The organism is Candidatus Chlorohelix allophototropha, from assembly GCF_030389965.1.
Classification (GTDB): Bacteria; Chloroflexota; Chloroflexia; order Chloroheliales; family Chloroheliaceae; genus Chlorohelix; species Chlorohelix allophototropha.
This window is the reverse complement of record NZ_CP128400.1, coordinates 1,520,003-1,543,548: the sequence shown is the minus strand read 5'-3', so window position 1 is coordinate 1,543,548 and position 23,546 is coordinate 1,520,003. Positions and strand designations below refer to the sequence as shown.

Here is a 23,546-nt window from a genome sequence, read left to right as displayed (position 1 = left end):
CTCCCTAGAGTTGAACCTCAATTAGCTGTAAAGCTGGTCGTTGTTCTACCAGCACCCCATCTACCCATACCGCCAACCCAACCGGAGCAGATACGCTTGCTTTTCGTAGCGGGCTTTCGGGCATATTTGGTTCTTTGCGCCAAGTTATTTTCAACCAATGGTCGGCAATTTTAATCCGATCAAGCGTAAAGTAGTCTAGGTTAAAAGGTAACGGGCGAATCAGGACACGTCCTTTATCTTGCGGTTGCACGCCTGCTACATATTTGATAATTAAGTCGGCAATCCAACTATGCATATAATCTTCAGTTCCGCGAAAGAAAGGGGCTTGTCCGGTAAGAGGGTTGTAATACTCATAGGAACTTGGACGCTCCACATCGCCATCAAGAAAGAGCATGCGGATAAATTTGTTCAGGAACTCTACCGCTTTAGGCTGAAGATTGGGGTCAAGCTCTTGCGAAGCGCGACACAAACTCTCTGCCACATGGCTGTTAGTCATTAGCCAAGTGCGCCCGTTCCAAGGGCAAACCAAGCGACGTTCCTTCCATTCTCCATCAGGGCTGAAATATTCGTCATCGCGACTGCTTGAAGGGGCGGGGAAGGGTGTCCAGAATTCTTTTTCATTGAATAGGTGCTTGTAAAACGCGCCAAGATGCTCTTTGCCCCCCAAGCCTGCCATAAAGGGATAAAACCCAACCGCTGCTTTAGCAGTAATTCGATGCATCGTACTGGGATTAACATCATAGAAAAACTCTTGACCTAAATCCCACATCATACTCAGAATACTGCGCCGAGTTTTTTCAGCGGCGATGCGCCAACGTTCCGCATCGTACGGATTCCCCAGTTCATCTGCCATCCAAGCCAGTGTATCCTGCAACTGGTAAATGTAAACGGTGGCATCCAATCCCTTCAAGCGCAAGTTACCCCCCGAATCGCTTTGCGGGTCAACCTGCTGATAACGATTCATAAATTCTTGCCCGGTCTCCCAATGGTTAATTACATCATAGAGACCGCTTTGCTCTTTGTCGCGCTCATTATCGAAATATTCGGCATAGCGAGAAAGCGGCTGGAACACTTTCTCAAGAAAAGTACGGTCGGGATGCACTCGATAAAGTTCGCGCACGCCCATTCCCCAGTTAGCATGATAGAAGGCTACATTGGAGGTTAGTTCGCGATTACCCCGATATATATTCTTAATTACACCGGGGAATGCGCCATCCGGTTGCTGGTTTTGAATAAAATTGAGCAATGAGCCTTGCGCCAGAGCCGGGTCGTGCATCCAACGCGCTTCTAGCATATGGCATTGTGCGCTATAGGTTATATGCTGCCGGAACCAGCCAAGATTAATCCCCTCGAAAACACAAGGGTAAGGCAAACCCAAACGCTCGTCCGAACCTGCAACAATGGTATTAAGCTTCAAACCGTAGTAGCGATACCAGTAATATTTCTGTAGATAGGGATCGGAGCAAGTGAAATCCGGCAGATTTTCAAAATACTCGCTCCAATGCTTTTTGGCAGGGAAGGTAGGACGGCGCTCTCGCTCGGCGGCGCGTCCTTGTATCGGTTCGGCATAGCGCGGTTCTGCCAGATTATTTGCAGCAGCTCCAAGATTGTAGGGGTCGGGAACGGGCGCAGCAGCAGCGGGTTGTTTGTCACGCATAAGGCTATCGGAGCGACGCGCGAGGTTTAATCCAGTCAGGGCGGTTTCTTCGGTAGCGGCTATGCTGGCATATGCGCTGAAAGTAACTTTCCCGCCGGGCGGTAAGCTGATTTTGTAGTGCAAACCAAGATAAACTAGTCCGTTAGGGTTGCGAATCCATACAGAGGGTTCTTCATTTCCTAGATTTCCGTATTCTGACAGCTTTTCATAGAAGGGAGAATACTTGAAACGCGGGTAATTGGGTTGGCGATCACTTACTTTTACACTGTAACTTTCGGCGCGAATGCTCCCACCCAATGCCACATTGTAACGCATCATAACGCCTGCTTCAGGGTCAGCAGCGTTTGTAGGAATCTGGGAATCACGTACGCCACGTTGCCAGACAATCGATCCATCTTCTTTACGGGTGCGCAAGCTCTCTATCTCGCTGATGCTACCGCCGCGCACCGAACCTTCGCTATCTTGAGCACTCCATAATACTAGGTCAAAATTTTGTTCCTGCTTGAGCGAATTGGCAAATTCAAAGGTACTGACTAACACATCCCACGGTAGCAACGCGCGCCGTTCGGTAATTATCAAGTCACGGCTTTTGACTCGATATAGATGACTACTGTGATCAGGTTGCCAGAATCGCTCAACAAAAGTTGGCTCTATTTCGCGTCGCTTTTCATCCAGAATTGCCAGAGTAAAAATTGGACCAACTCGGTAATCAAGAAAACAAGCATGATCCCAATAACCGGGTTTATCCAGCCACAAGGGAAATTCAGGCGCCCAGATGACCATTTTACCGCCACCCAGAAACCATTTATCGTTGCGAGAAAGATAACCTAGCGCCTGATGTCCGTTCAATTTTCCCTCTCCTGTATTAGTAAAAGCTTGCACCTGATTTCTAAGAGAATACCATAATCCCATCTATAAGGCTATAACTTTTAGATTTAGTAACCTTGCAAAATAACTATCTATCAATGTAAATTGACTTCCTGCGGCGGAAGTTTATATAATTGCAGGCATATGAGTAATACTAGCAGAAATACCCGAAATACTGTAAGCAAAACTTTTACTGCTAACCGCAGCAGTAAAAAGAAGCCTTCTGCCCCCAAAAATAGGACTATAGTTTGGGCTGCTGCTATCGCTGTGATTGTAATTGCCGCTTTGGCGCTGCTAGTTATCGCTCCTTGGAATCCGCCAAGCCCCAATACTTCCCCAATTCCGGTGGCGGCGGACAACGAAGCGAAGATAGAAGAATTTCCCAATGAGGGCGCAACTCACGTTCCAGCCGGAACTAAGGTGCAATATCAAACTAACCCGCCAACCAGTGGAAACCATTATCCTACTTGGTCAAAATGGGGAATATTCAAAGACGCACCGCCCGATGAATTGCTGGTACATAACCTTGAGCATGGTGGGGTAATTATTTTCTACGATTGCCCAACCGGCTGTACCGATGCAGTAAATTCGTTAGCTTCTTATGCCAATCGCTACCCTCCAGATAGCTTTACCGGAATCATGTTAGTTCCCAGAACCGGCTTGCCAAACGATGCGCGTATTGCGTTGGTCTCTTGGCAACATCGGATGCTGTTGAAGAGTCTGGATCAAAACAAAATCCAGCAATTTATGAAAGAACGCTTCAATAAAGCCCCTGAAGGCGATCCTAATGCGCGTCCAATGAGCTAGTCTCCATTTCAAATTTAATTAACTTAACCCACTTGTTTTGATTCTTCTTCCTTATTATTACATCTGTTTTTAAACAAAAATGCTAATAACTAATTAATACACCTATATGCAAAATCTACTATTTGTATAGGTAAAGTAAGGATTCGCATTGTAATTTAATTAGCCTGTTTAAAAACAAAATGATGCTATTGGTAAATATATTGGTCAATATTAGTGATAATATGCACAATCTTATAGGGAAAAGGGGTATTTCGTTAAGATTTAATCTTCTATTAAGCAAAATCTATCGTTTCCGTTAAGATAATACAATTAGCTTATAGTACAATTTACCTAATATTTACCAATATTTACTGGTTCATTAACTTTAAAAATTTAATATTGTACAGGTAGTCACAATCAATTCCACCCTGAAGTGGTACTTAATAACAGGAGGTTTTAGAATGAGCGTGCAAGACGCATCAGTTAACAGTCGGGGATTGGTAAGCGATCCACCGATCGCCAAATGGCTCTTTAATGACACCCGGTCTGCTCCCCTTTGGATGGCATTTCGTATTTGGATTGGCTTGGAATGGTTTACTGCCGGTATGCACAAGTTTATAACCGATGGTGTAGTCGGCAAAGGTTGGCTCGACGGTGGTGCTTCACTGAAAGGCTTCTGGGCTGGTGCAGTTGCTATCCCGCAAACGGGTAGCCCGAAAATAACCTACACTTGGTTCCGCGATTTCTTGAATACTATGATTGATTCTCAAGCTTATCAGTGGTTCGCTTGGTTGATCGTTTTCGGTGAAATTGCAGTAGGTTTAGGTTTGATCTTTGGCTGCTTAACTGCCATCGCGGCTTTCTTTGGAACTTTGATGAATATGTCATTTTTGTTGGCAGGTTCTGGTTCAACCAACCCGCTGATGTTTGGCGCGACTGTGTTTGTCATCCTGGCATGGAAGAATGCAGGTTACTGGGGTCTAGATCGCTACGTACTACCTGCTATTGGTACTCCTTGGACACGTGGCACTTTAAGCAAAAAGGGTTACAAAACACCCTCTTCTGGAACAAATCTAACCTAGCATTAAGTAGAAGTTCTACACTAAGCAAAAGAACTTCACAAACCAGCGATGATAAAGAAGGAGTTGAGTTATGAAAAGTAGTGGGTTAGGCAAGACCCAGTTAACTTACGGAGTGTTGGGCATTATAGGTGGTTTGTATCTGATCACAGCCCCCTTTCTGTTCAACTACGATGGCATCAAAAATGCCAAGGGTGTTAAAGTCGATCTGTCCTTTGTACAGACTAGTGATATAATTTGCGGCGTGCTAGTGGTTTTACTGGTAGGGTTTGCTCTGGCAACCGCCGCTAAGGAATCAACTCTGCAACTTCGCAAGTTTGCGGCTTATGCCACGATTGCGGTTGGAGTTTGGTTAATGTTTTCGCCTTACTTCGTTGATTTGATGAACAACATCTTCAAAGCCGGGTTTGTATCATATATTGATATCAGTAATCCCAACTTTGTAGATCAAGGCTCAGGTGTTCTCTTGGTAGTTCTATCCGGGTTCGCCCTCTTAAGTTTGAAGGGTCCGGTATTTACCAGCAAAAACTATAGCTATAGTGCCTGAACCGATTAAAAACAGCTGAAAATTATTGACCAAAGATCGAAACCCCGCTACAGCTAAGCGGGGTTTTTATTTTCCTACTTAGAAGTTGTATTTAGTTAACGCCGCTTGCGCCGAAAGAGTCGCAGGAAGCGGCTCGGTACATTAAATAACGCCATTCTAAAGCGTTTAAACATACCAATCGAACGCTCAACCAAGCGAAAACGCCATACCAAATAAATAAACAGCAATAGCATTACCAGAGAGCCTAACCAGAAAGGCTTTAGAAACTGCGCCCAACTCGGTACACGGGTAACATCGAGCGATGAACCGGGCGCTAGTAATGCGGCAGCAGGTTTAGGCTTTCCATCTGCTTTCAATATTCCAAGCTCTTTTTGTGGGCCATTTTGCCACGGCAAGGCACCCGCTACCGAACCGGGAATATAACTAAAATCATAAAGCGTCCATGCCATATAACCAGCGCTACCGGATGCGCGTAGAAACTTAATGATGTCGGCATAGTATTCAGCCTGTTCCGGCTCGGAGTGACCGTTAGGGAAGAAGGTATTCCATGTCGGCAAACCAAATTCGGTAACCATTATCGCCTTATCGGCAGTTGCCGTTTTCAAGCGGTTATACTCGGCGGGCAAGTTCACGGCAGGAGTATAGTAGTGGAAAGATACAAAATCAACCAGATTTGAGGCGGTAGCAGCGACGCTCGAAGTTGACCAGCCGATAGTAATTAAATGGTTCGGGTCAAACTCTCGCGCTGTAATCGCAACATGACGTAACCATAAATCCACCGTTTCGCGCCCACCCGTTTTATAATCCAAATCAGGTTCATTTTTCAAATCCCACGCCAATACAGAGGCATAATCTTTAAAGCGGGTGAGTATAGTTTCCAAATGGCGGTCTGCATCAGCCCACAACAAAGGGTTATAGTCGGTTCTGAAGTCAAAAAGGGTAACAATAACTTTTAAGCCTTGCTGATCGGCGCGTTTGAGAAAATCATCCAGAAGTTTAAGATAGGCTTCGGTTGGGGTAGTACCACCAAACTGAGTAAAAGGTACAAAAATACGGAGGGTATTAAGCCCTAAATCTTTCACCCGTTTTAAGTCTTCATCAATAATAGTTGGCTTGTAGGAGAGCCAAAACTTGTCCCAGGGAGTTGCTTGTGGATAGTAATTTACCCCGGCAGCTTGAAATGGTTGTCCATCCAAGGTGAGGGTAGCACCATCCACACGCACAAAGCCGGTTTTTGGAACAGTAACAAACTTATTATCGGCTGGGTTCGTTTCATTAATGCGAACCATATGCCGAATCCGCCAGTTGCCATCTTCAAGCAGCATTACCACATCGTAACGAGAGTTACGTTCATCCGCTAAAATCACCTGTCCGCTTTTATCTCGAATAATCTGCTCGACTCGTGCACCCTCTTCGGTAAAGGAAACAATCGAGCCATCGGCAGAATAGAAATGCAGCTGTGGGTGATGCTCAGTGGTAGTTTGCGTAATCTTAAAGCCATTTGAAACCGATTGCTGTATCGCATTGCTTATAGCATCAAGCGTTGGTCCGGTAAAATAAGTCTTAAGCCCATAAGCTGAACCTTTTTCTTGAGACAAATTCCATTGAAGCCACGCCCTGATATAGGCTGCCTCGATTTGGTCGCGTGTAAAAGGCTCCATTACCCGCCCCGTATCGGGGTCATCAGGTAGCCATACCACTTTAGTTTGGTAATCAGGGGGCTTGTTTGGCACAATATTAAGCGCAGAACCGGGGTCAGCCCCTTCTTGGAAATAAGTAATAATAGCCCCGGCTCCCTTTAGAATCAGGAATATGCCAACCAGTGAGATCAGCATCAAAGCAAGCCATATTCCCCTTTTTAACCATACTTTTGACATACTTTTGACTAGAGGCTGAAACTGGTAAAGCCTTGACCTGAACCCACCATCACTTCAACTAGATAATTTCCTTGTCGCATTCCGGCTATTCTCACTTCGACACTAGCACGACCTTGATTGGAAAAGGCATTAAAGGTTTGTTTCTGCCCACTTTTGTCGCTTACCGTAAATACCACCGGAGTGCCGTCCGGTACAAACTGTTCTTGCATGCCTAATATTGGACCGGCCTCAATAATTACAGCTTTCCCACTATCGGCTCTAGTAGCAACCACCGGGAAAATTCCTACCGCAGGTCCGGGCAGTAAATTAACGGTCAAAACCGAGCTTTCGATACTTAAAACCGAACCTTTGATTTTAATTTGACCGGGTTGTCGTGGCGCTTGCAAAGGCGCTTGCGCTATTCCGTCAATTGTATAAGCTGGAATGACCCGGCTCGCCCCATCAGGTAAATCTACTGTAAAGGTAACCAACGTACCATCTTCAACCTTGTTAGCAAATTGATCTCGGAGTATAGAGGTGCTTATAGTGGCTAATTGGTGACCGTCTGCTACCACATTCAGTGGCTCGATACTGACACTAAATGGTAAGGGCAAACCCGGTTCTTCGAGTAAAATACCTTCAGAACCAAATGCGCCATTGGTAGTAGCCGAGATTATAGTGCGCCCGGCCTTAGTGCCGCTATAAATTCGCCACCAAGTGAGCAAATTGGTGACTTTAAACTCTTGATCTACAAGGCGATCGTCCGGTCTTTTAGCTCTCATTGTTACCGGAGTACCCTCTGCAACGGGATTACCGAAACGGTCAAATGGAATAATTACGACCATACTCCAATGTTGTGTATCGGCGATTACCGCTCTTGCACCCACTAAAGGTTGGAGCGGTTCAATCGGCGCTCCCGGTTTTAGCAATAACTTTTTTTCAGTTTGCACCTGCCCGGCTTTTGCAATCAAGGTTACTAAGCCAGATTGCTGCGTATCAGTTTGGGGCAAGGTAAAGAAGGCTTCGCCCTTGTTAAATGCGCCGCGATAAATACGAGGTCCGGCGCTACCGTATGCAATCAGAGTAACATTAACACCATCAGAAGCCTGTGAAGCTTTGACAGTAAGGCTTACAGGCGTTCCGACATCAGCGCTTTCAGGCGCAGAAATGGTCAATTCCCCTCCTGTGAATGAGGGGAGGGGGGGTGTCGCGCCACAAGCGGTTAACACCAGCGCGAGTATTAAGCCGGAGAGCAAGTATCGGAGTTGCCTCATTCTGTTGCCCCCGCCGCATAATAATGTACATTTACCCTGACAGAAGAATACCCAAAGTCTTTAGGCAATGGTATTCGATCACTTTGCTGAGGCGACAGGTTGAACTGGCTAGATAGTATATTTGAATAGGTGTTGCCTTTATCAAGTACAACTGAGGTTTCGGTTGGTCTTGAAAGCACGATGCTGAAAGGTTGGGTTCTTTGCGGACGAACGGCGCTCTCTACATATTGATCATCGACCCATGCCACGCGCCCATCACTATCGTAATAGGTAAGGAATATATGCGGGATAGTGGCTTCCTGTGTTCCATAATTTATTAACTGCCCGGTAAGTTGCGCCAAACCATCCGCTCCATATTCAATTTTCATGTCCTGTACACCTACATCCCTTAACAAATCACGCCCGGTTACAACTGCTTTAGCATATACTTCAAAAGCAGTAACTTGGTCTTTCAAATTAGGTGTAGCCGAAGGTACTATATTTGGCGGGTCTTCTGGGTTTGAAATACCTAAGGTTTGCCCTGATACTCCTGCAAAATCCACGCGGAAGGGGGTTATCTCTTTAGGTAACAGTTTGTGGACAATTCCTTCTTGGGCATTATATTCGGTAACTTCTTTGTTATCTTTATCAAATAAGACTGCGGTAAGAGTTACATCGGCAGGATTTACATCGGTATTCATTAACTCACCAACTACCGCATACCCGGTGCGACCTTGTACAAAACGGGCTGACATAATTTGCAGCACCGGGCGATCCAACACATCAGAAAAGCTGGTGGTCTGGGTTGTAACACGCCTCCGCCCTTGAGAATACCAATTAACTTGCGCCTTATTGAAAAATTGGTCTGGCGGAATGGTTAAATCAACCTGATCCGGCACTATATACCATTTCCCGCTACGCTTAACCAGTACATGCTGTTGAACAGTGGGATATTGATCTAAGGAAGTAAGCCATACTGTTTTAGCCTGTGCTACTACCCGCTCTGGTTCTGAGGAAAGAAGCGAGGTTCGTACCGAATCAAGTTTCCCATAAGACGCTACCAAGCCGTTAGTTACCGATAACTCTAGCAAGTATTGATCATAACTAGGGCGAACGGTAGGGTCTAAATAGGAATATGCCTCACTAAAGCGGCGAAAATCCAGCGCATCGTAGTATGACTCAACCACTTGTAACGGTCCTGCAGGACGTAACGCCGTGAAAACTGTGCCACCCAATCCGACAATTATGATTATTAATAGCACTAAAGAGCGTATTACTTGCTTAGAAGGCGGCGCTGGCTTGAGGTTCTTTACCACCATCATCCAATCGCTCCAGAATTGCCACCTAGCGCCATTATCGCTTTCGGTTTCTTTGACAGTTGACCAGCGCAATAACTTGCGATCAATAGCTCTCCAGAAGCGTGGAAAAAGCCCCATTCCGGGTATGCGGATTTTTGTGGTAAGCTTGACCAATCCGATAAATTCAAACAGCCAGAGCAGACGATGTCCCCATAAACGCAGAGATAGCGTAAAGATTGCGGAGAAGATCGCCGCCATGGGTATAGTACCCCACATTATACGCTGATAAATCGGTATTTCCTTGCGGGGCAGCACTTCTGGCAAGGGTGGAATATCCTCACGCTCCCACACCATAATGCCATTTTCCAATCGTTGTAAGCGATGCCAACCAGAGAAATATAATAAGGGGTCATAATATTGGTCGTTGGATAATACAAACTTCAGATTATATTTTTCCGGAACTGCCAGAAATTGTTGCAACGAGGTAAGACCGGGTATTCCTCGGAATTTTGCGCCTTCCAAACGCTCAATGGAAGTAGTGGTCAATTCGGGTAGGCGACGGGCAGAGTGGTAGTTACCATCAACAGTAGTAGCGCTGGTCTGAGCCGAGAGCCATGCCATCTGGTCGCCAAAGCCGAGCGGCAAATAACGCCAGCGTGAATGTTGGTCTTTTTCAAGGAATGTCACGATCGGTTGCATATCAATAGCGGCAGGCTGAAACTTTCTAAACTGGGTAAAGTTCGCGGTAATACCTGAGAGGGCAAGGTAAAAGACCACCAATACGAAAAGAACGATTTTCCAAGTAAGCACTCCGAATTGGTTACGCAAGTAATTGGCTAATCCACGCTTCGTAATACTAACCACAAACTCGCCTAACAACGGTAAAAGTAGAATAGTTGCCCAGAAAGTAAAGCGGTCGAGGGTAAGTATGTAATATGCGCCACCAAGCAGAGCCTTTGGAAGTGGAGTTGTCCCGCCCGTTCCCAACAAAACCGCCATCATTAAAGAGAGGGTCAAGGGCCATGCTCGCGTATTCAACCCTTTGTAAAAAATATAGGGTAGCGCTAGCAAAGTTAGCCCATACGGTATTAGCCAGAATACTAACCCAGCATTAGTATTCTGAATAAATGAATCTCTGGAAGCATGAGGTATTGAAATTTGCACAATCGGGTCATCCTTACTCCATAACCAGTAAGGCAACACTACCCCTAACAGCACTACTACCAGACCAATACCAAATATTCCGGCTCTGAAGGTTACCGGAACTATCCTCCTCAAACGACGAATAACCAGTGGGAAAATCTTACGACCCGCTACTTGGGAAGGATGTGCGGTTGGTTCATCCGGCAAAGGTTGCCTGAATTTATCAACAATACCCGCAAGCAGTACAGGTCCTACAAAAAAGACTGCGCCGAACAAGGTGGTGACATGATGTCCGGCGGTACAACCCGCTAACACTACCCAGCCCATAAGCAGATAACGGCGTTTACCCGTATCCAGCCAATAACGGACAAACGGCAAGGCATTCAGCAAAAAGCCTAGAGAAAACATCGTAGGTAGTTGACCGAAAACATGCACCGTTTCGGTAATACTCGATGAAAATACTGCCAGCAAAGCGGCAAAACCGGCGGCTTCTTCAGTTACCCATATACGCGAAAAGCGATATACGCCAAGAACTACCAGCAAAACAGCGAAAAGCTGTACGATGATAAAACCGTTCAGCAACCCAACCACAGGAGATATTAAGGCAATAGATTGTTGCGAACCGGGAGGGTAGCTGGTCATTGTAAACCCGGTGTACCAACGGTATTCCCAATGGTCAAACCAAGCACGGGCATAATGATCAGCAAAAAAGATGTGGATATAGGCATCGTACGTGCGCTTAAATGTACCGGTTAACAGCAAACCACCGTGATACACGAAAGCCAACGCGAGCGCCAACAGAAGCGATGAATTCTGGCGGGATAGAAATGAGCGCATTTAAATTGCTACTAACTGTTCAAAACATTTTACCGCAAATATTTAACTCCACTGCTTACTCTCTTATTTAACGTAATATCGGGCAATTGGTGATATGAACGGTAATATTGCGTTTTCCTAACATAGGCTTGTCAAGATTTCTACTTATTCTGTAATTACAGGGGAAATATGCAGGCTTCACATTGTGTTTTAGTAATGCCTGCATCTCTCTCATAGCTTACCCCATTGGATAACAGGGGTGGTTAGGGTCAAACTTACCTATTTAATTAGACCGCTTGTGGACATTTAAGAACATAGCCTACACCGGGTACTGTAATTATATAAACCGGTTCGTTATCTTTATCTTCAAGATGTGTGCGTAAATGTCTTATATAAACTCGCAGGTAATCAGTAGCGCTAGAATACTCCGGACCCCAAACCTTGGTAAGCAAATCGGCATGCAACATTACTTTCCCAGAATTTATCGCAAGGTAATAGAGCAGTCGATATTCGGTTGGAGTTAATTGTTTTACAGCGCCCTTTTTTGTAACTTCATGTCGTACAAAATCAATTGAAATATCGCCACAGGTAAAGCTTGGAGAGTATTTATTAACCTCTGTATATTCGCTGCGCCTGAGCACTGCATCAATTCTTGCCAGCAATTCGTTAGCATGGAAGGGTTTTGCAATATAATCATCCGCCCCCGCTTCAAAACCATGTACCAACGATTCCTGATCATTTCTGGCAGTAAGCATTATAATTGGGACGGTGGAAAATTCGCGTATTCTTCGGCAAACCTCGTAACCATCAAGCCCCGGCATCATTATATCAAGTACAACAAGGTCAGGTTTATCATTTTCTACAATATCAAGCGCTTTTTTGCCATCTGAAGCGCTGGTAACTCGAAAGCCACGTGACTCTAGGTTATCACGTACCAATCGCACAAGACTGGGCTGATCGTCCACCACCAGAATTGTTTTGTCTTTCTGTGTCATAAAAAGAACCCCCTTATTCTATAAAGGTATCTTCGTTAACTTTGGCTACCGGCAAAGTGAAGTGAAATTTGCTACCTTTATCAGGTCCTTCGCTTTCAGCCCATATTTTGCCCCGATGCGCCTCAACAATACCCCTACAAATCGCCAAACCCAAACCGGTTCCTTCGGTTTTTCGTGCAATACCATTATCAACTCGAAAGAACCTTTCAAATATCCTGTTTAAATCTTCACTACGTAGCCCAACTCCCTTATCTTCTATCGTTATATGTACCATCCCCTGTTTTTCTTGTGTTTCCTCAGCATTATCCAGATGTATGGTTTCAAAAGAAATTTTGACCAGTGAATCCTCACCGGAAAATTTGACGGCGTTATTGATTAAATTGCGCAACACCTGAATAATTCGGCGGGGATCAGCCATAACAAAAGGCAATTCTTCATTCGGAGGTGCAATAATTTGGATTAATAGTTGTGGGTGTCTTTGCTTCGCTTCACTAACTGCCCGCTCTAATACTTCGATTAGCTGTAACGGTTCTGGATTTACTCTTAAAACTCCCACTTCAATTTTAGAAACTTCAAGAATATTATCTATCAGTTCCATCAGCTTGTCGCATTCCTCACTGATAATATTCAGATAATCGTGACCTGCTTTGGCGTTCCACGAAACATCATTGCGCAACAAGGTGGTTGCATAGCCCTTGATTGAGGTTAGTGGAGTACGCAATTCATGAGAAACAGTACTGACAAATTCGCGTCTGAGTCTATCTGCCTCGCGCAAAGCTTCTATCCTCGCAAGGCTTGTGAATAGATGATTATTTTCAATCGCTATTGCAGACTGACCAGCTAGTAAATTTGCTGCCTGAATATCAACCTCACTATAAGATTGCTCAGAATTAACGCGCCTAATACATAATGCGCCCAAAGGACGACCTTGCACTTTCATCGGCATCACCAACAAGCAGTTTTTAGTTTGCATCGAAATTGATAGCTCTGAATCCAAATCTACACGTTTATCATCAATTTCTAAGATAGTTTTCTGTTGGTGTACTGCTTCATTAGCAAGTGAAACCAATTTAATAATAAAATCGGTATTGCTTCGGGCGTACTGGTATATTTCCGGGAAAACATAGTGCTGTAGCAAATAGGAAACCTTGTCCTGTTTGAGTGCTTCCAGGGTTTGATTACCATCAGGGTGGGGATCAATTCCAATAATGATTAGTTCCGATTCATTACTTACTTCGTTACCAAGAAAGAGAAAAGCCTCATGTGAATGAGTTTCATGTAAAGCCAGCGCAACACTTAGCTCAGGCAGATGAGTTTGCTCGGTTTTGGCAGTGATTAACGCTTCAGTGGTAGCGTAAACATCCATCAAAGCGTGTAACCGGGTATTTTCACTTAACAGGCGCTGTCGTTCAATGGTCTGTTGGATAGTTTTCAGCAATTCATGGCTGGTAAAGGGCTTGACTACAAAACCATGTACACCAAGATTTAGCGATTGAACCGCAAGGTCGAGCGTTGTATTGGCAGTCATTATGATTGCAACAATCTGGGGGTGTATATGCTGGATGGCGCGGATAGTAGTCAGTCCATCAAGCCCACCGGGCATACGAAAATCGGTCAGTAAGACATCAAAAGACTCGTGCATTGCAAAGTTTATGGCTTCTTGCCCGCTACCTAAAGTATGTACATTATAACCGTTAGCATTGAGGACTTTGGCTACGGCGTTGCGTGCAAAGGCTTCGTCATCAACAACCAGGATAGTCTCTTTTACCAAGATACTACCTCATCACTTTAACTAAATAATTAGAACTGAATATGTAAGGTCTTTTAGCTACTCAATGATATATTTGAAACCTCATTAAAAAATTATCCTTTATTATTTGGATTATGTCAACGGATTGGTTGACTCTTCTTTAGAAATGTTTAGCGCCCTAGTAAATAACCAGCCTGACAAGCCCCAGCCTGAGAAAAATAATATGACTGAGTATTTTATCCATTCTTCCTGCCATGCCGCCAATAAAAATACCAAGAAATTTGAAGCTGCTGCCAGCAGTGCCAGCACAAAATAAATGGCAACTTTCTTCCAACTTGAAGGTTGTAACAAAAATGCTGCTGCCCACACCCATAATAGCATCACCAGATATTGGGGGCTAAAAATCCGGTTTGAAAGAGTAAACACAGCCACACCTACCAAACCTGCTGCCGCCCAACTCTCAAAAGCAAGGTTTCTTCGCCATAACTTCCATACTGATAGGACAAAAATAAAACCAAGCAGCCCCACTTGTGCTACCAGCAATTTATTATTGCCTAAAATAATGCTGGTCGGTTCACCCCATGGCTTATCCGGTATTGTATGGGCATTATCAAAGAAAAAATATTGAACCAGAAACCAGAAACTCTCTCCAATCATGTGGCGGCTTCCTTGAAAGCGATATGGATACCAGAAAGCTTCAGCATTAGCCAATAAAAACGGCAGCATAGTAACCAAAGCTAAAACCATAGCGGATAGCGAATATATGATTAGCTCTTTCCAGCGTTTAGCTCTGGCGTAGGCTAGCGCAAGCCATGGAGCGATTACCACCGGAAGCCATTTTGCCAGAAATCCAGCCGATACCGCTAAACCTACGCCGATGATTTGAAAATAACCTGATTTTTTTAGCTTTATGAAACCTTCTTTAGAAGGATTCGGGATAAAGAAATAAAGAGCTAACAACAATAGTGCGGCAGGCGCTACATCAAAGCGGGTATAGTTGAAAAGATACAAGAATGGGCAGATAGCAGTAAATGTCGCTAACAGCCAACCTGTCCGCCCACGCCCCAACTTTATTCCGGTTGCATATAGCGCATAAGCTGCCACTAGATTCCAGAACTGCATCCAAGCCGGAAATACCCAGTAAAAATTTTGTGCTGAGCCGCCCGCCAGCCTTTCACCAATCCAGAAAAGGAATAAGGCAAATTGTGGGTATTCCGTATAATTGCCGTTGAAGGTGGGAGTCAGACCGGAAGCGAAGTCGTGCCCATATTTATAAAACAAACCAATATCGGCATCACGACCAAAAAGTGGTTTTCCCGGTTCGTATTCAAAGGAATAACGAACCCAGATATTTAGAAGATTTGGTAATAATACAAGTAGCGTCAGTGATAACCATTTGCTGCGGTAGGTTTCCTCACTGCGACGCAAAACAACCCAACCCACCAGAACAAACACCAGTAAATAAGCCACGCCAAACCCAATATACCAGTTTGTTTGCTGGTATCGTTTCAAATCGCGAGTCCAACCTACTTGTAACCAAGCGCCTGACAGTCCTGCCAGCAAGACAAGCGACTCGATCCAATAGCTACTTAAACGCTTGATAAAGGTGAGAGAGGTCGTTTCTATTTTAGTTTGAATTACACTCATAGGCTGAAATGTTAGCAGCATAATTGAGGTTTGTCCAGCGATGCACCCGTCCAAAACCTCAGGGAATAGTCAGGAATCTAAAAGAGCAGAACCGGAGTCCTACTCTTTTAGATAATTGGCTGGAGGAATATTTATATATTATCCCTTCAGGCTGGATACCTTTTCAGGCTCAGTTTCCTTTACCACTACTTTAGGTTTTCGCAATATAATGGTTAGAGCAACTCCAAGCGCAATAACTCCAAAAGCTATACCTGCAATACCGAAATAAGTTGCAGTAGAAGCAGAATCTTTTGCATCCTTAATCTGGGTATGTATTGCCATCATATCAGCATCCACGCTAGCAGGATATGCGTTCAACAGTTGAGCTTCGCCAAAGGTTTTTGGTCCGCTGGTAAATTTCTCGTCAATTTTGCTACCGGAAAGTTCACCATAGATATGATAGGTATAAGCGCCAACCGTTGATGGCAGGAAATAGGCAGCATATTTACCGGGCATGCCATAGCGAGTGGCTATAGTAAGAACCAGAGGGGCATTGCTACCCATACTGACTTCGGCTTTGAGGCTCTTCTCTGCGTCTAGCACCGGGTTTTCCAGCACCCGGCTTCCATCCTTTACCACGTATTTGCAAACACCATCACAGATTGTCAGGTCAAGTCCGTTTTGCTGCCCGGCATAGGCTGGTTCATTTAGAAAGCCAACTACAAAATTGTAGTTACCAACCACCCGGAGTTCGTGAGCTGAGGCGATACCCGGCATAACTGCTATAACCAGCGCTACGGCTAGTATTATGAAAATCTTTGCCCTTTTATTCTTCATACCAATTCTCCCTTAATATTTTTAACCCAGATTGGAAATGTAAAAACATTGCCTTTCCTGAAAGTTGGTTACAAGCTTACCAACTTAAAAATTTTAGGAGGAAAGTAGGTTTATTGCTATGGCACTAGAAGGTTAAAAAGAACTAAAAAAGAACTAGCACTTTGTTTACTTAATATATACCTCATCTGAATTGGTCTGAGCATCCAGAATCCATTCAAGGTGTAATTAAAGAATATCCATCTCTGAAAGTAATTCAATCGGGTAAAAACCCACAGGTTTTTAATTTTAGTTCGCCAGCAGCAGCACCCCTACATGATAACTATGGGACTAGCTAAAACCTAGCCATGCTGGTAAACTACTGATAAGATTATTATGCCCCAATTAGGGCAAGGGCGGAGTAATTCCGCACAACGTAAGCTCAAAGGCGAGTTTTGCGCTTTTGACTAGGAGGGTATATGGTGCTAACTTCGCGTTTTGAGGATGCGCTTGTCTTTGCTACTAAACTTCACAGCAGGCAAACTCGTAAAGGTTCTGAGACTCCCTATGTTGCCCATTTGTTGGCGGTGGCGAGTATTGTGCTGGAACATGGCGCAACTGAGGATCAGGCAATCGCTGCGTTATTGCACGATGCAGTCGAAGATCAAGGAGGGTTGGAGACCCTAGAATTGATCCGGCAAAAATATGGTGAGGCAGTGGCGCAGATAGTGTTAGGTTGTTCAGACTCTTTCGAGATACCAAAACCACCTTGGAGAGAGCGCAAGGAGAAATATCTGGAACATATCACGCAGGCTTCTTCCTCCATTTTGCTTGTTTCAGCAGCTGATAAGCTGCATAACGCCCGTTCGACTCTGAACGATTTCCGTACCTATCAACATGATGTATGGCAGCGGTTTCGCGGAGGGATGGATGGGATACTGTGGTATTTCCGAGCGTTAGTTGAGCAGTTTCGAGGACGAGTACCGGAAAGCTTGCTGCGTGAACTTGATTTGGTGGTAAGCAACTTGGAAAAAGAGGCACTTGAAGGGCGAAACTAAGCTTGACTCTATGCGTATAATATAATGTACAAACGACTTTGGGGCTGCCCGGTTTCGACAGGGAGCGAGGGTCTATAGATGCAAGCCGAGGCGCTTTACCCTCGTAAAAATGAAGCAAGCCAATAACTGGCAAAACTACTACACAGAAAGCCCCTGCGGCTTTCGCTTTCGCTGCTTAATTAGTTAAACAGCCGTTCCGACAGATCCGGGTCCCGTGGAGCTGGTAGGGGCGTTGCAAAAACGGGATGCGTTCAGGCAAGAGTTGGGTAACCTGATCAAAGACCACACAATTTGAACGAGGAACCTTTGTCGGCTTAGTTTCTTAGTTCGAGATTAGAAGTCAACCAAGCTTGTGGATGAGTCTGTAGGTTTGACCTTTTTGGACGGGGGTTCAACTCCCCCCAGCTCCATCTTTTCTATCTAATCCCACTTTTTTATTTTAGTGTAACTGGTTTTCATTTCCATCGCTATTATTGAAAGGCTGCTGGTTTACCCGTCCTCCAAGATCGGAAAAGGGCACTGCCTTTTCTAGTTGCAATTGGACATAACTGGCTGGGAAGCAATAATCTCGCACCCATCTCTCCAGATTCGCCAAGGCTAAGGTAAACACTGTCATTACCTAGTTTTTGCAGTAGTCCAGTTCCAGCATTTCCCGTTCACCCTCGTTCAATTTTCCCAGTGGTTTTCCCGTCTTTTTTGCTGGTGCTTATAATCTTCGCCTTTTGGGTACGATTGTGAATCACTTCAAACACAGAGTCATATAGCACATTTATGTAAAGTAACTTGGAGTAATAAAGATGGCAGATATAACTATATATGGCGCACCGTGGTGTCCCGATTGCAAACGCGCCAAGAAATTTTTAAACGAGCAGCGTGTACCTTACAATTGGGTAGATATTGATAATAACCCGGAAGGACAAAACGTTGTTCAAAGTTATAACAAGGGCAAGCAAATTATTCCCACCATTATTTTCAGCGATAATTCTTTTCTGGTCGAGCCGACCAACGCGGAGCTTGCCGATAAATTAAACCTTCAAACTAGCGCCAGCCGTCCCTTCTACGACCTTATTGTAGTGGGAAGCGGACCCGCCGGGCTAACTGCCGCCATTTACGCCGCGAGAGAGGGCATGGAAACACTGGTAATTGAGCGCAGCGGTACAGGTGGGCAAGCGGCTGTTACCGAACGACTGGATAACTACCCCGGCTTTTCAAAGGGCATAACGGGAGCAGCTTTTGCTGATGAACTGACCGAGCAAGCCAAACGCTTTGGAGTTGAAATCCTGCAAGCGCAAGAAGTGGTCGAAATCGGAGTAGATGGAGAAGGTCAAGCCGGACATGAGGGTGACCATCACTATGTCAAAACCGGAAACGGCGATGTCTATTGCGCGACTGCACTAGTAGTGGCGTTAGGTACTAATTACAAGCGGCTTGGTGTGGAAGGCGAAGAGGATTTCATCGGTGCGGGCGTTCACTTTTGCGCCACCTGTGACGGTCCTTTCTATAAGGGACGCGAGATAATGGTGGTGGGCGGTGGCAACAGCGCGGCAGAAGAAGCCATCGGTTTGAGCAAGTTCGGTTCTAAAGTGACCTTACTGGTACGAAAAGAGCAACTGGCTGCTAGCAAGGTAATTATCGACAAACTGAATTCGATATCCAATGTTGAAGTTCGCTATAACACACAGATTCAAGCTTTCAGGGGTGAAGGGCATCTTGAATCGGTTACGGTGCTGAACAACTTGAACAATGAAACTTACGAGGAAAAACCAGCAGCGGTCTTCGTATTTGTCGGTCTAACTCCGAATACGGGCTTTTTGAAGGACTCGGCAATTAAAATGGATGAGCGCGGCTTTATAACTACCAGCCGAACTCTGGAGACCTCGATACGCGGTATTTTCGCGGCAGGGGATTGCCGAGCGGGCAGCACCAAACAAGTTGCCAGCGCAGTTGGCGAAGGCGCGACGGTTGCTTTGATGGTACGCGAGCACCTCAAGGAACATGACGAAATGGTAGACCGCGCACATTTGGTAGAAATGACTGAAGCCTAGTTTGAGCGGGAGTGGCTTAAAACCACGCCCGTTTTCTTGTTATTCTAATCCCCTTCAAGATAAAGCCACACCCAATTGTTCGGCTAACCCTTCGGGTGTTGTAACTGGACGCAGGCAAGCGAAATTCTGGCACACATACGCGGTAGCCTTACCGTCCAACATTTTGCGATCTTCCAAAAGCGGGTAACGCGCCACTACTTGCGAATCAAGTCCCGGCGGTAGCAGCATAACTACTTTATTGGGGTTGTAAGCATTATAAATCACCCGCAACAAGGCTTTTGTATCCGCCGCATCTGGCTCACCTACAATCACAATTTCTTTTGCCTCACCCAGATAAAAGTCGGTGGCGGACAACCAGCGACCAAATCCGAGTGGTTGGCGTGGCATCAAGCCCGCGACACTTTCCAGCGCACTCGCCGCCTTTTCGCGATAAAGTTCCTGACCTGTAAACAGCGCCAGTTTCAGCAAGACTTCCACCGCGACCGAATTTCCACAAGGAGTAGCATTATCCATATAATTGCGAGGTCGGGTTACTAATTGCTCATGGTCTAGCGAAGTATCATAGAAGCCCTTGATAGTCTCATCCCAGAACTGCTCCAGCATTACCTCCGCAAGGTAGTTTGCCTCATCCAACCAACGCAGGTCAAAAGTAGCTTCGTAGAGCGCCAGTAAGCCATCGGCAAAAAAGGCGTAATCCTCCAAGAAAGCGTTTAGACGCGCTTGCTTGCCCTTCACATCATCTTTGAAAGTACGTAGCAAACGTCCTTCTTTCTTCAAATATTTCAATACAAACTCGGCGTTATTTTTAGCAATGTGGATATAAGCGGGATTGTCTAACACGCGCCCTGCCACTGCAAAGGATTTGAGCATCAGCCCATTCCAAGAAGTCAGGATTTTTTCATCTCTACCCGGTTTTATGCGCTGCTCGCGTACTTCGAATAGCTTGTCGAGGCTGAATCCGAGAACCTCTTCAATTTCATCCTCACTTTTACCAAGTTCCTGCACTATCTGTTGCAGAGGACTTGTTACATGTAGGATATTATGCCCTTCCCAGTTACCACGCTCACTAACATTATAGAAACGGCAAATAACGGCGGCATCTTCTACCCCTAAGATTTCCTCAATCTCACGCTTGCTCCAGACGAAAAATTTACCCTCTTCGCCCTCACTATCGGCATCTTGGGTACTGTAGAAACCACCCTCCGGGTAAGTCATCTCACGCTGAATATATTCAAGTATATGTTCTGCTATCTGGCGATAAAAGCCGCGTCCGGTTGCAAGGAAGGCTTCTAGGTAAAGCAGACTTAATTGCGAATTATCGTACAACATCTTTTCAAAGTGCGGTACTAACCAATCGGCATCGGTTGAATAGCGATGAAAGCCGCCACCCAACTGATCGTACATTCCGCCCATTGCCATCCGGTCGAGTGTAAGCAACAGGTTTTCCAGCACTTTGCGGCTTGAGTTGCGCCTCCAACTCTTCAAGACATAATCGAGCGCAGCGGCTTGCGGGAATTTGGGAGCATTACCCAAGCCCCCCTTTTTAGTATCGAACTGAGCGTTTAAATTCTCGGTGGCAGAATTGAGCATAGCAACATTGAGGTCTCCTGTAGTCTGTACACCCCGCTCTGACAGACTGCTGTTCAACATATTTTTTAGCTCGGTGGCATTGTTCGCAATATCTTCAGGCTGTTCACGGAAAACATCAGAGAGCGTGTTAAGTATCTGCGGAAAACTAGCCATCCCACTATAGCGATTATCGGGTGGAAAGTAAGTACCGCCGTAAAAAGGCGCGCCTTCCGGTGTCAAGAAAACGGTCATAGGCCATCCGCCCCTCCCTGTCAGAGCCGTAACCGCTTCCATATAGATCGAATCTATATCCGGGCGTTCTTCGCGATCCACTTTAATACTAACGAAGTTTTCGTTCATAAGAGCGGCGATTTCTTCATTTTCAAAAGACTCTCGCTCCATCACATGACACCAGTGACAAGCAGAGTAACCCACTGAAAGCAGCACAGGCTTGTTTTCGGCACGCGCTTTGGCAAAAGCCTCTTCACCCCACGGATACCAGTTCACCGGGTTGTGGGCGTGTTGCAAGAGGTAAGGACTGGTTTCATTTATCAGTCGATTTGTAAATCTATTTTCATCATATGGGTTATTCATGTTAATATGCTCCTGAAATTTATCAGTTGTGATTTCCAGCGCTAGCGCGGAAAATATAAACGCCTCTATTGAAAGGCTTTCAAGCTACGTGAATTTAAATTCAATTAGCTTGATATTAAATATTCTCTCCTCTTATTTCTGCCAATAGATGCATTTCTTTGATGCTTATTCCATTATAATATATATACTTCACGTAAGCTCTAAAGGGGGGCTGTTTCATTCTTTATTGTTCCTTCTTCCACAAAGAATATTTCAGAACTCTTCACCGCTAACTTATCCGCAACTTCCTTTACCGTCTCACCCCTCGCTACCCTTATCCTTCTTAGTTCTTCCCCCAGTTCATTTATTACCTTCTCACTTTCTCTTCTTATGCATGGGATGAAAACGGAGCTAATTGTACCTTTGAACCTAATTGCAAAATCTGTTTCACACTCCTATCTTTCTGATTTAAAAAAGCTTCAGTTGTGTTAAAATCTTTTGAAACTAGTCAAAATGTTAAATAACAAAGAAGATTTCTATGTTCAAAAGAGTAAGCAAAATTCCAGCGGAGCAAACGATCAAAAAATATATAAATCTCTTCCAAGACTCAAAAGCTGAGAAGGGCGCAATAGTCGCAAAACCTTCGCCCACTTCTAACAGAGGCTCCTATGAATGGGTTTTAAAAAATAATATGGAGTTGAGTATTAAGGGATTGCCCGATACTGTCCCTGAAATCATTGCCCAAAACTGCCGGGAACTGTTTAAAACGGCGGTTGGCGACTTGCTAGTCCTAGGGCAGCTTCAGGAGGTCAATATAACCATCAGTACTTCAAAATTTGAAGAAAAATCCATTTTTACCCCGCCAATACTTGAGGAAAAGGTTGCCTCAAAAGATAAGGAAAATTCCAAACCTGTCCCGAATAAACCTAGCCCATCCAAAAATCGGATTACTGATGAGATAACCTTGGAAGAACGCGCAACCCAATATAAAGCCCGCCCACCGCTCTATTCCTTCGATTTTTTATCCCTTCCTGAGGAATTAAAAGAAACCTTACTTTCTTCTATTGACAGTATCCGGTTGGATCACAAAATTTTCTACGAATGGAATCTACGGGCAATTGAACCCAATCCCCGCACCGCTTTAAATTTCTTTGGACCTCCCGGAACAGGCAAAACGCTGGCAGCGCACGCCCTAGCACAATACCTAGGTGTGCCCATCTTGACCGCCAGTTATGGTCAGATTGAAAGTAAGTATCACGGGGAGGGACCAAAAAATGTGGAGGCGCTCTTCTTTGCCGCCCAACGAGATAAAGCCGTTCTGTTTATTGATGAAGCAGATTCTTTACTTTCAAAGAGGCTGACCGAAGTAACACAGGCTTCAGAACAGGCGATTAACGCTATTCGCGGTCAATTAATGATATCGTTAGAGCTTTACCAAGGGGTGGTTATTTTTGCCACAAACCTAATCAAAAGCTATGATCAGGCTTTTGAAACGCGGGTTCGCTATATCCATTTTCCGATGCCTGATGAAAAGAGTCGCCGGGAAATTTGGATGAAGCATTTACCCAAAGAGCTTCCGCTGGGGCAGGATGTATCAATTGAAGAACTAGCCAGAATTGAGGATGTTTGCGGACGTGATATAAAGAATGCAGTTATTGATGCTGCAATACGAACAGCCCGCCATAATCGGGTTTTCGTAGGTCAGCAAGACCTGATCAACGCAGTAGAACGAATTAAGGCAGCACGGGTTTCCGCAATCGAATCGGAATAGTGGGTAATTCCTAAATTAAAGATTCCACCACTCTTTTCGCGCTG

General features: G+C 45.0%; 16 protein-coding genes and 1 other RNA gene. 7 read left to right on the top strand and 10 right to left on the bottom strand.

What is annotated here, in order from left to right; all coding sequences use genetic code 11:
* Positions 1 to 4: 4 nt before the first annotated feature.
* Positions 5 to 2,506, bottom strand: coding sequence for an MGH1-like glycoside hydrolase domain-containing protein (locus OZ401_RS19190; RefSeq protein WP_341470129.1), 2,502 nt, complete (start codon positions 2,504 to 2,506; stop codon positions 5 to 7).
* Between the two features lie 162 nt (positions 2,507 to 2,668).
* Between OZ401_RS19190 and OZ401_RS19185 the strand changes: the two genes are divergently transcribed.
* The 3 genes from OZ401_RS19185 to OZ401_RS19175 all read left to right on the top strand — a co-directional run bounded on the left by OZ401_RS19185 (position 2,669) and on the right by OZ401_RS19175 (position 4,936).
* Entirely contained in the window at positions 2,669 to 3,331 is a 663-nt protein-coding gene (locus tag OZ401_RS19185) for a thioredoxin-like domain-containing protein (protein ID WP_341470128.1), read from the top strand.
* A 440-nt stretch (positions 3,332 to 3,771) separates the two neighbouring features.
* Positions 3,772 to 4,392 (top strand): DoxX family membrane protein, encoded by a 621-nt coding sequence (locus OZ401_RS19180; protein WP_341470127.1) that lies wholly within the window; start codon positions 3,772 to 3,774, stop codon positions 4,390 to 4,392.
* Positions 4,393 to 4,462: 70 nt separating this feature from the next.
* Positions 4,463 to 4,936 (top strand): SPW repeat domain-containing protein, encoded by a 474-nt coding sequence (locus tag OZ401_RS19175; protein WP_341470126.1) that lies wholly within the window; start codon positions 4,463 to 4,465, stop codon positions 4,934 to 4,936.
* A 95-nt stretch (positions 4,937 to 5,031) separates the two neighbouring features.
* On the opposite strand, the gene OZ401_RS19170 is transcribed toward OZ401_RS19175, so the two are convergent.
* The 7 genes from OZ401_RS19170 to OZ401_RS19140 form a co-directional block, all read right to left on the bottom strand.
* Positions 5,032 to 6,771: a glycoside hydrolase 5 family protein gene (locus OZ401_RS19170; RefSeq protein WP_341471841.1), complete on the bottom strand. Its 1,740-nt coding sequence runs from the start codon at positions 6,769 to 6,771 to the stop codon at positions 5,032 to 5,034.
* Between the two features lie 50 nt (positions 6,772 to 6,821).
* The gene (locus OZ401_RS19165; RefSeq protein ID WP_341470125.1) at positions 6,822 to 8,066 is read right to left on the bottom strand and encodes a hypothetical protein; all 1,245 of its coding nucleotides are present in this window, start codon (positions 8,064 to 8,066) and stop codon (positions 6,822 to 6,824) included.
* Positions 8,063 to 11,323, bottom strand: coding sequence for a hypothetical protein (locus OZ401_RS19160; protein ID WP_341470124.1), 3,261 nt, complete (start codon positions 11,321 to 11,323; stop codon positions 8,063 to 8,065). The genes OZ401_RS19165 and OZ401_RS19160 overlap by 4 nt, the downstream gene beginning before the upstream one ends.
* Positions 11,324 to 11,589: 266 nt before the next feature.
* Positions 11,590 to 12,297 (bottom strand): response regulator transcription factor, encoded by a 708-nt coding sequence (locus tag OZ401_RS19155; RefSeq protein ID WP_341470123.1) that lies wholly within the window; start codon positions 12,295 to 12,297, stop codon positions 11,590 to 11,592.
* Positions 12,298 to 12,310: 13 nt separating this feature from the next.
* Positions 12,311 to 14,068, bottom strand: coding sequence for an ATP-binding protein (locus OZ401_RS19150; protein ID WP_341470122.1), 1,758 nt, complete (start codon positions 14,066 to 14,068; stop codon positions 12,311 to 12,313).
* Positions 14,069 to 14,179: 111 nt separating this feature from the next.
* Positions 14,180 to 15,694, bottom strand: a complete 1,515-nt coding sequence (locus OZ401_RS19145) for a glycosyltransferase family protein (protein WP_341470121.1) — start codon at positions 15,692 to 15,694, stop codon at positions 14,180 to 14,182.
* A gap of 138 nt (positions 15,695 to 15,832) precedes the next feature.
* A complete protein-coding gene (locus OZ401_RS19140; protein WP_341470120.1) occupies positions 15,833 to 16,510 on the bottom strand; it encodes a hypothetical protein in 678 nt (225 codons plus the stop codon).
* Between the two features lie 458 nt (positions 16,511 to 16,968).
* Between OZ401_RS19140 and OZ401_RS19135 the strand changes: the two genes are divergently transcribed.
* On the top strand, positions 16,969 to 17,544 hold the full coding sequence (locus tag OZ401_RS19135) for an HD domain-containing protein (RefSeq protein WP_341471840.1): 576 nt from the start codon (positions 16,969 to 16,971) through the stop codon (positions 17,542 to 17,544).
* Between the two features lie 40 nt (positions 17,545 to 17,584).
* Positions 17,585 to 17,957, top strand: a transfer-messenger RNA (tmRNA) gene (ssrA, locus tag OZ401_RS19130).
* Between the two features lie 26 nt (positions 17,958 to 17,983).
* Here the strand turns inward: ssrA and OZ401_RS19125 are convergent.
* Complete coding sequence (locus OZ401_RS19125) at positions 17,984 to 18,160, bottom strand: hypothetical protein (protein WP_341470119.1); 177 nt, start codon at positions 18,158 to 18,160, stop codon at positions 17,984 to 17,986.
* A 181-nt stretch (positions 18,161 to 18,341) separates the two neighbouring features.
* Here OZ401_RS19125 and OZ401_RS19120 point away from each other — a divergent pair, with 181 nt between their 5' ends.
* Positions 18,342 to 19,589 (top strand): FAD-dependent oxidoreductase, encoded by a 1,248-nt coding sequence (locus OZ401_RS19120; RefSeq protein ID WP_341470118.1) that lies wholly within the window; start codon positions 18,342 to 18,344, stop codon positions 19,587 to 19,589.
* A 54-nt stretch (positions 19,590 to 19,643) separates the two neighbouring features.
* On the opposite strand, the gene OZ401_RS19115 is transcribed toward OZ401_RS19120, so the two are convergent.
* Positions 19,644 to 21,752 (bottom strand): thioredoxin domain-containing protein, encoded by a 2,109-nt coding sequence (locus tag OZ401_RS19115; protein WP_341470117.1) that lies wholly within the window; start codon positions 21,750 to 21,752, stop codon positions 19,644 to 19,646.
* 517 nt (positions 21,753 to 22,269) lie between these two features.
* Between OZ401_RS19115 and OZ401_RS19110 the strand changes: the two genes are divergently transcribed.
* Positions 22,270 to 23,502 (top strand): ATP-binding protein, encoded by a 1,233-nt coding sequence (locus OZ401_RS19110; RefSeq protein ID WP_341470116.1) that lies wholly within the window; start codon positions 22,270 to 22,272, stop codon positions 23,500 to 23,502.
* The last annotated feature ends 44 nt before the right edge of the window (positions 23,503 to 23,546 follow it).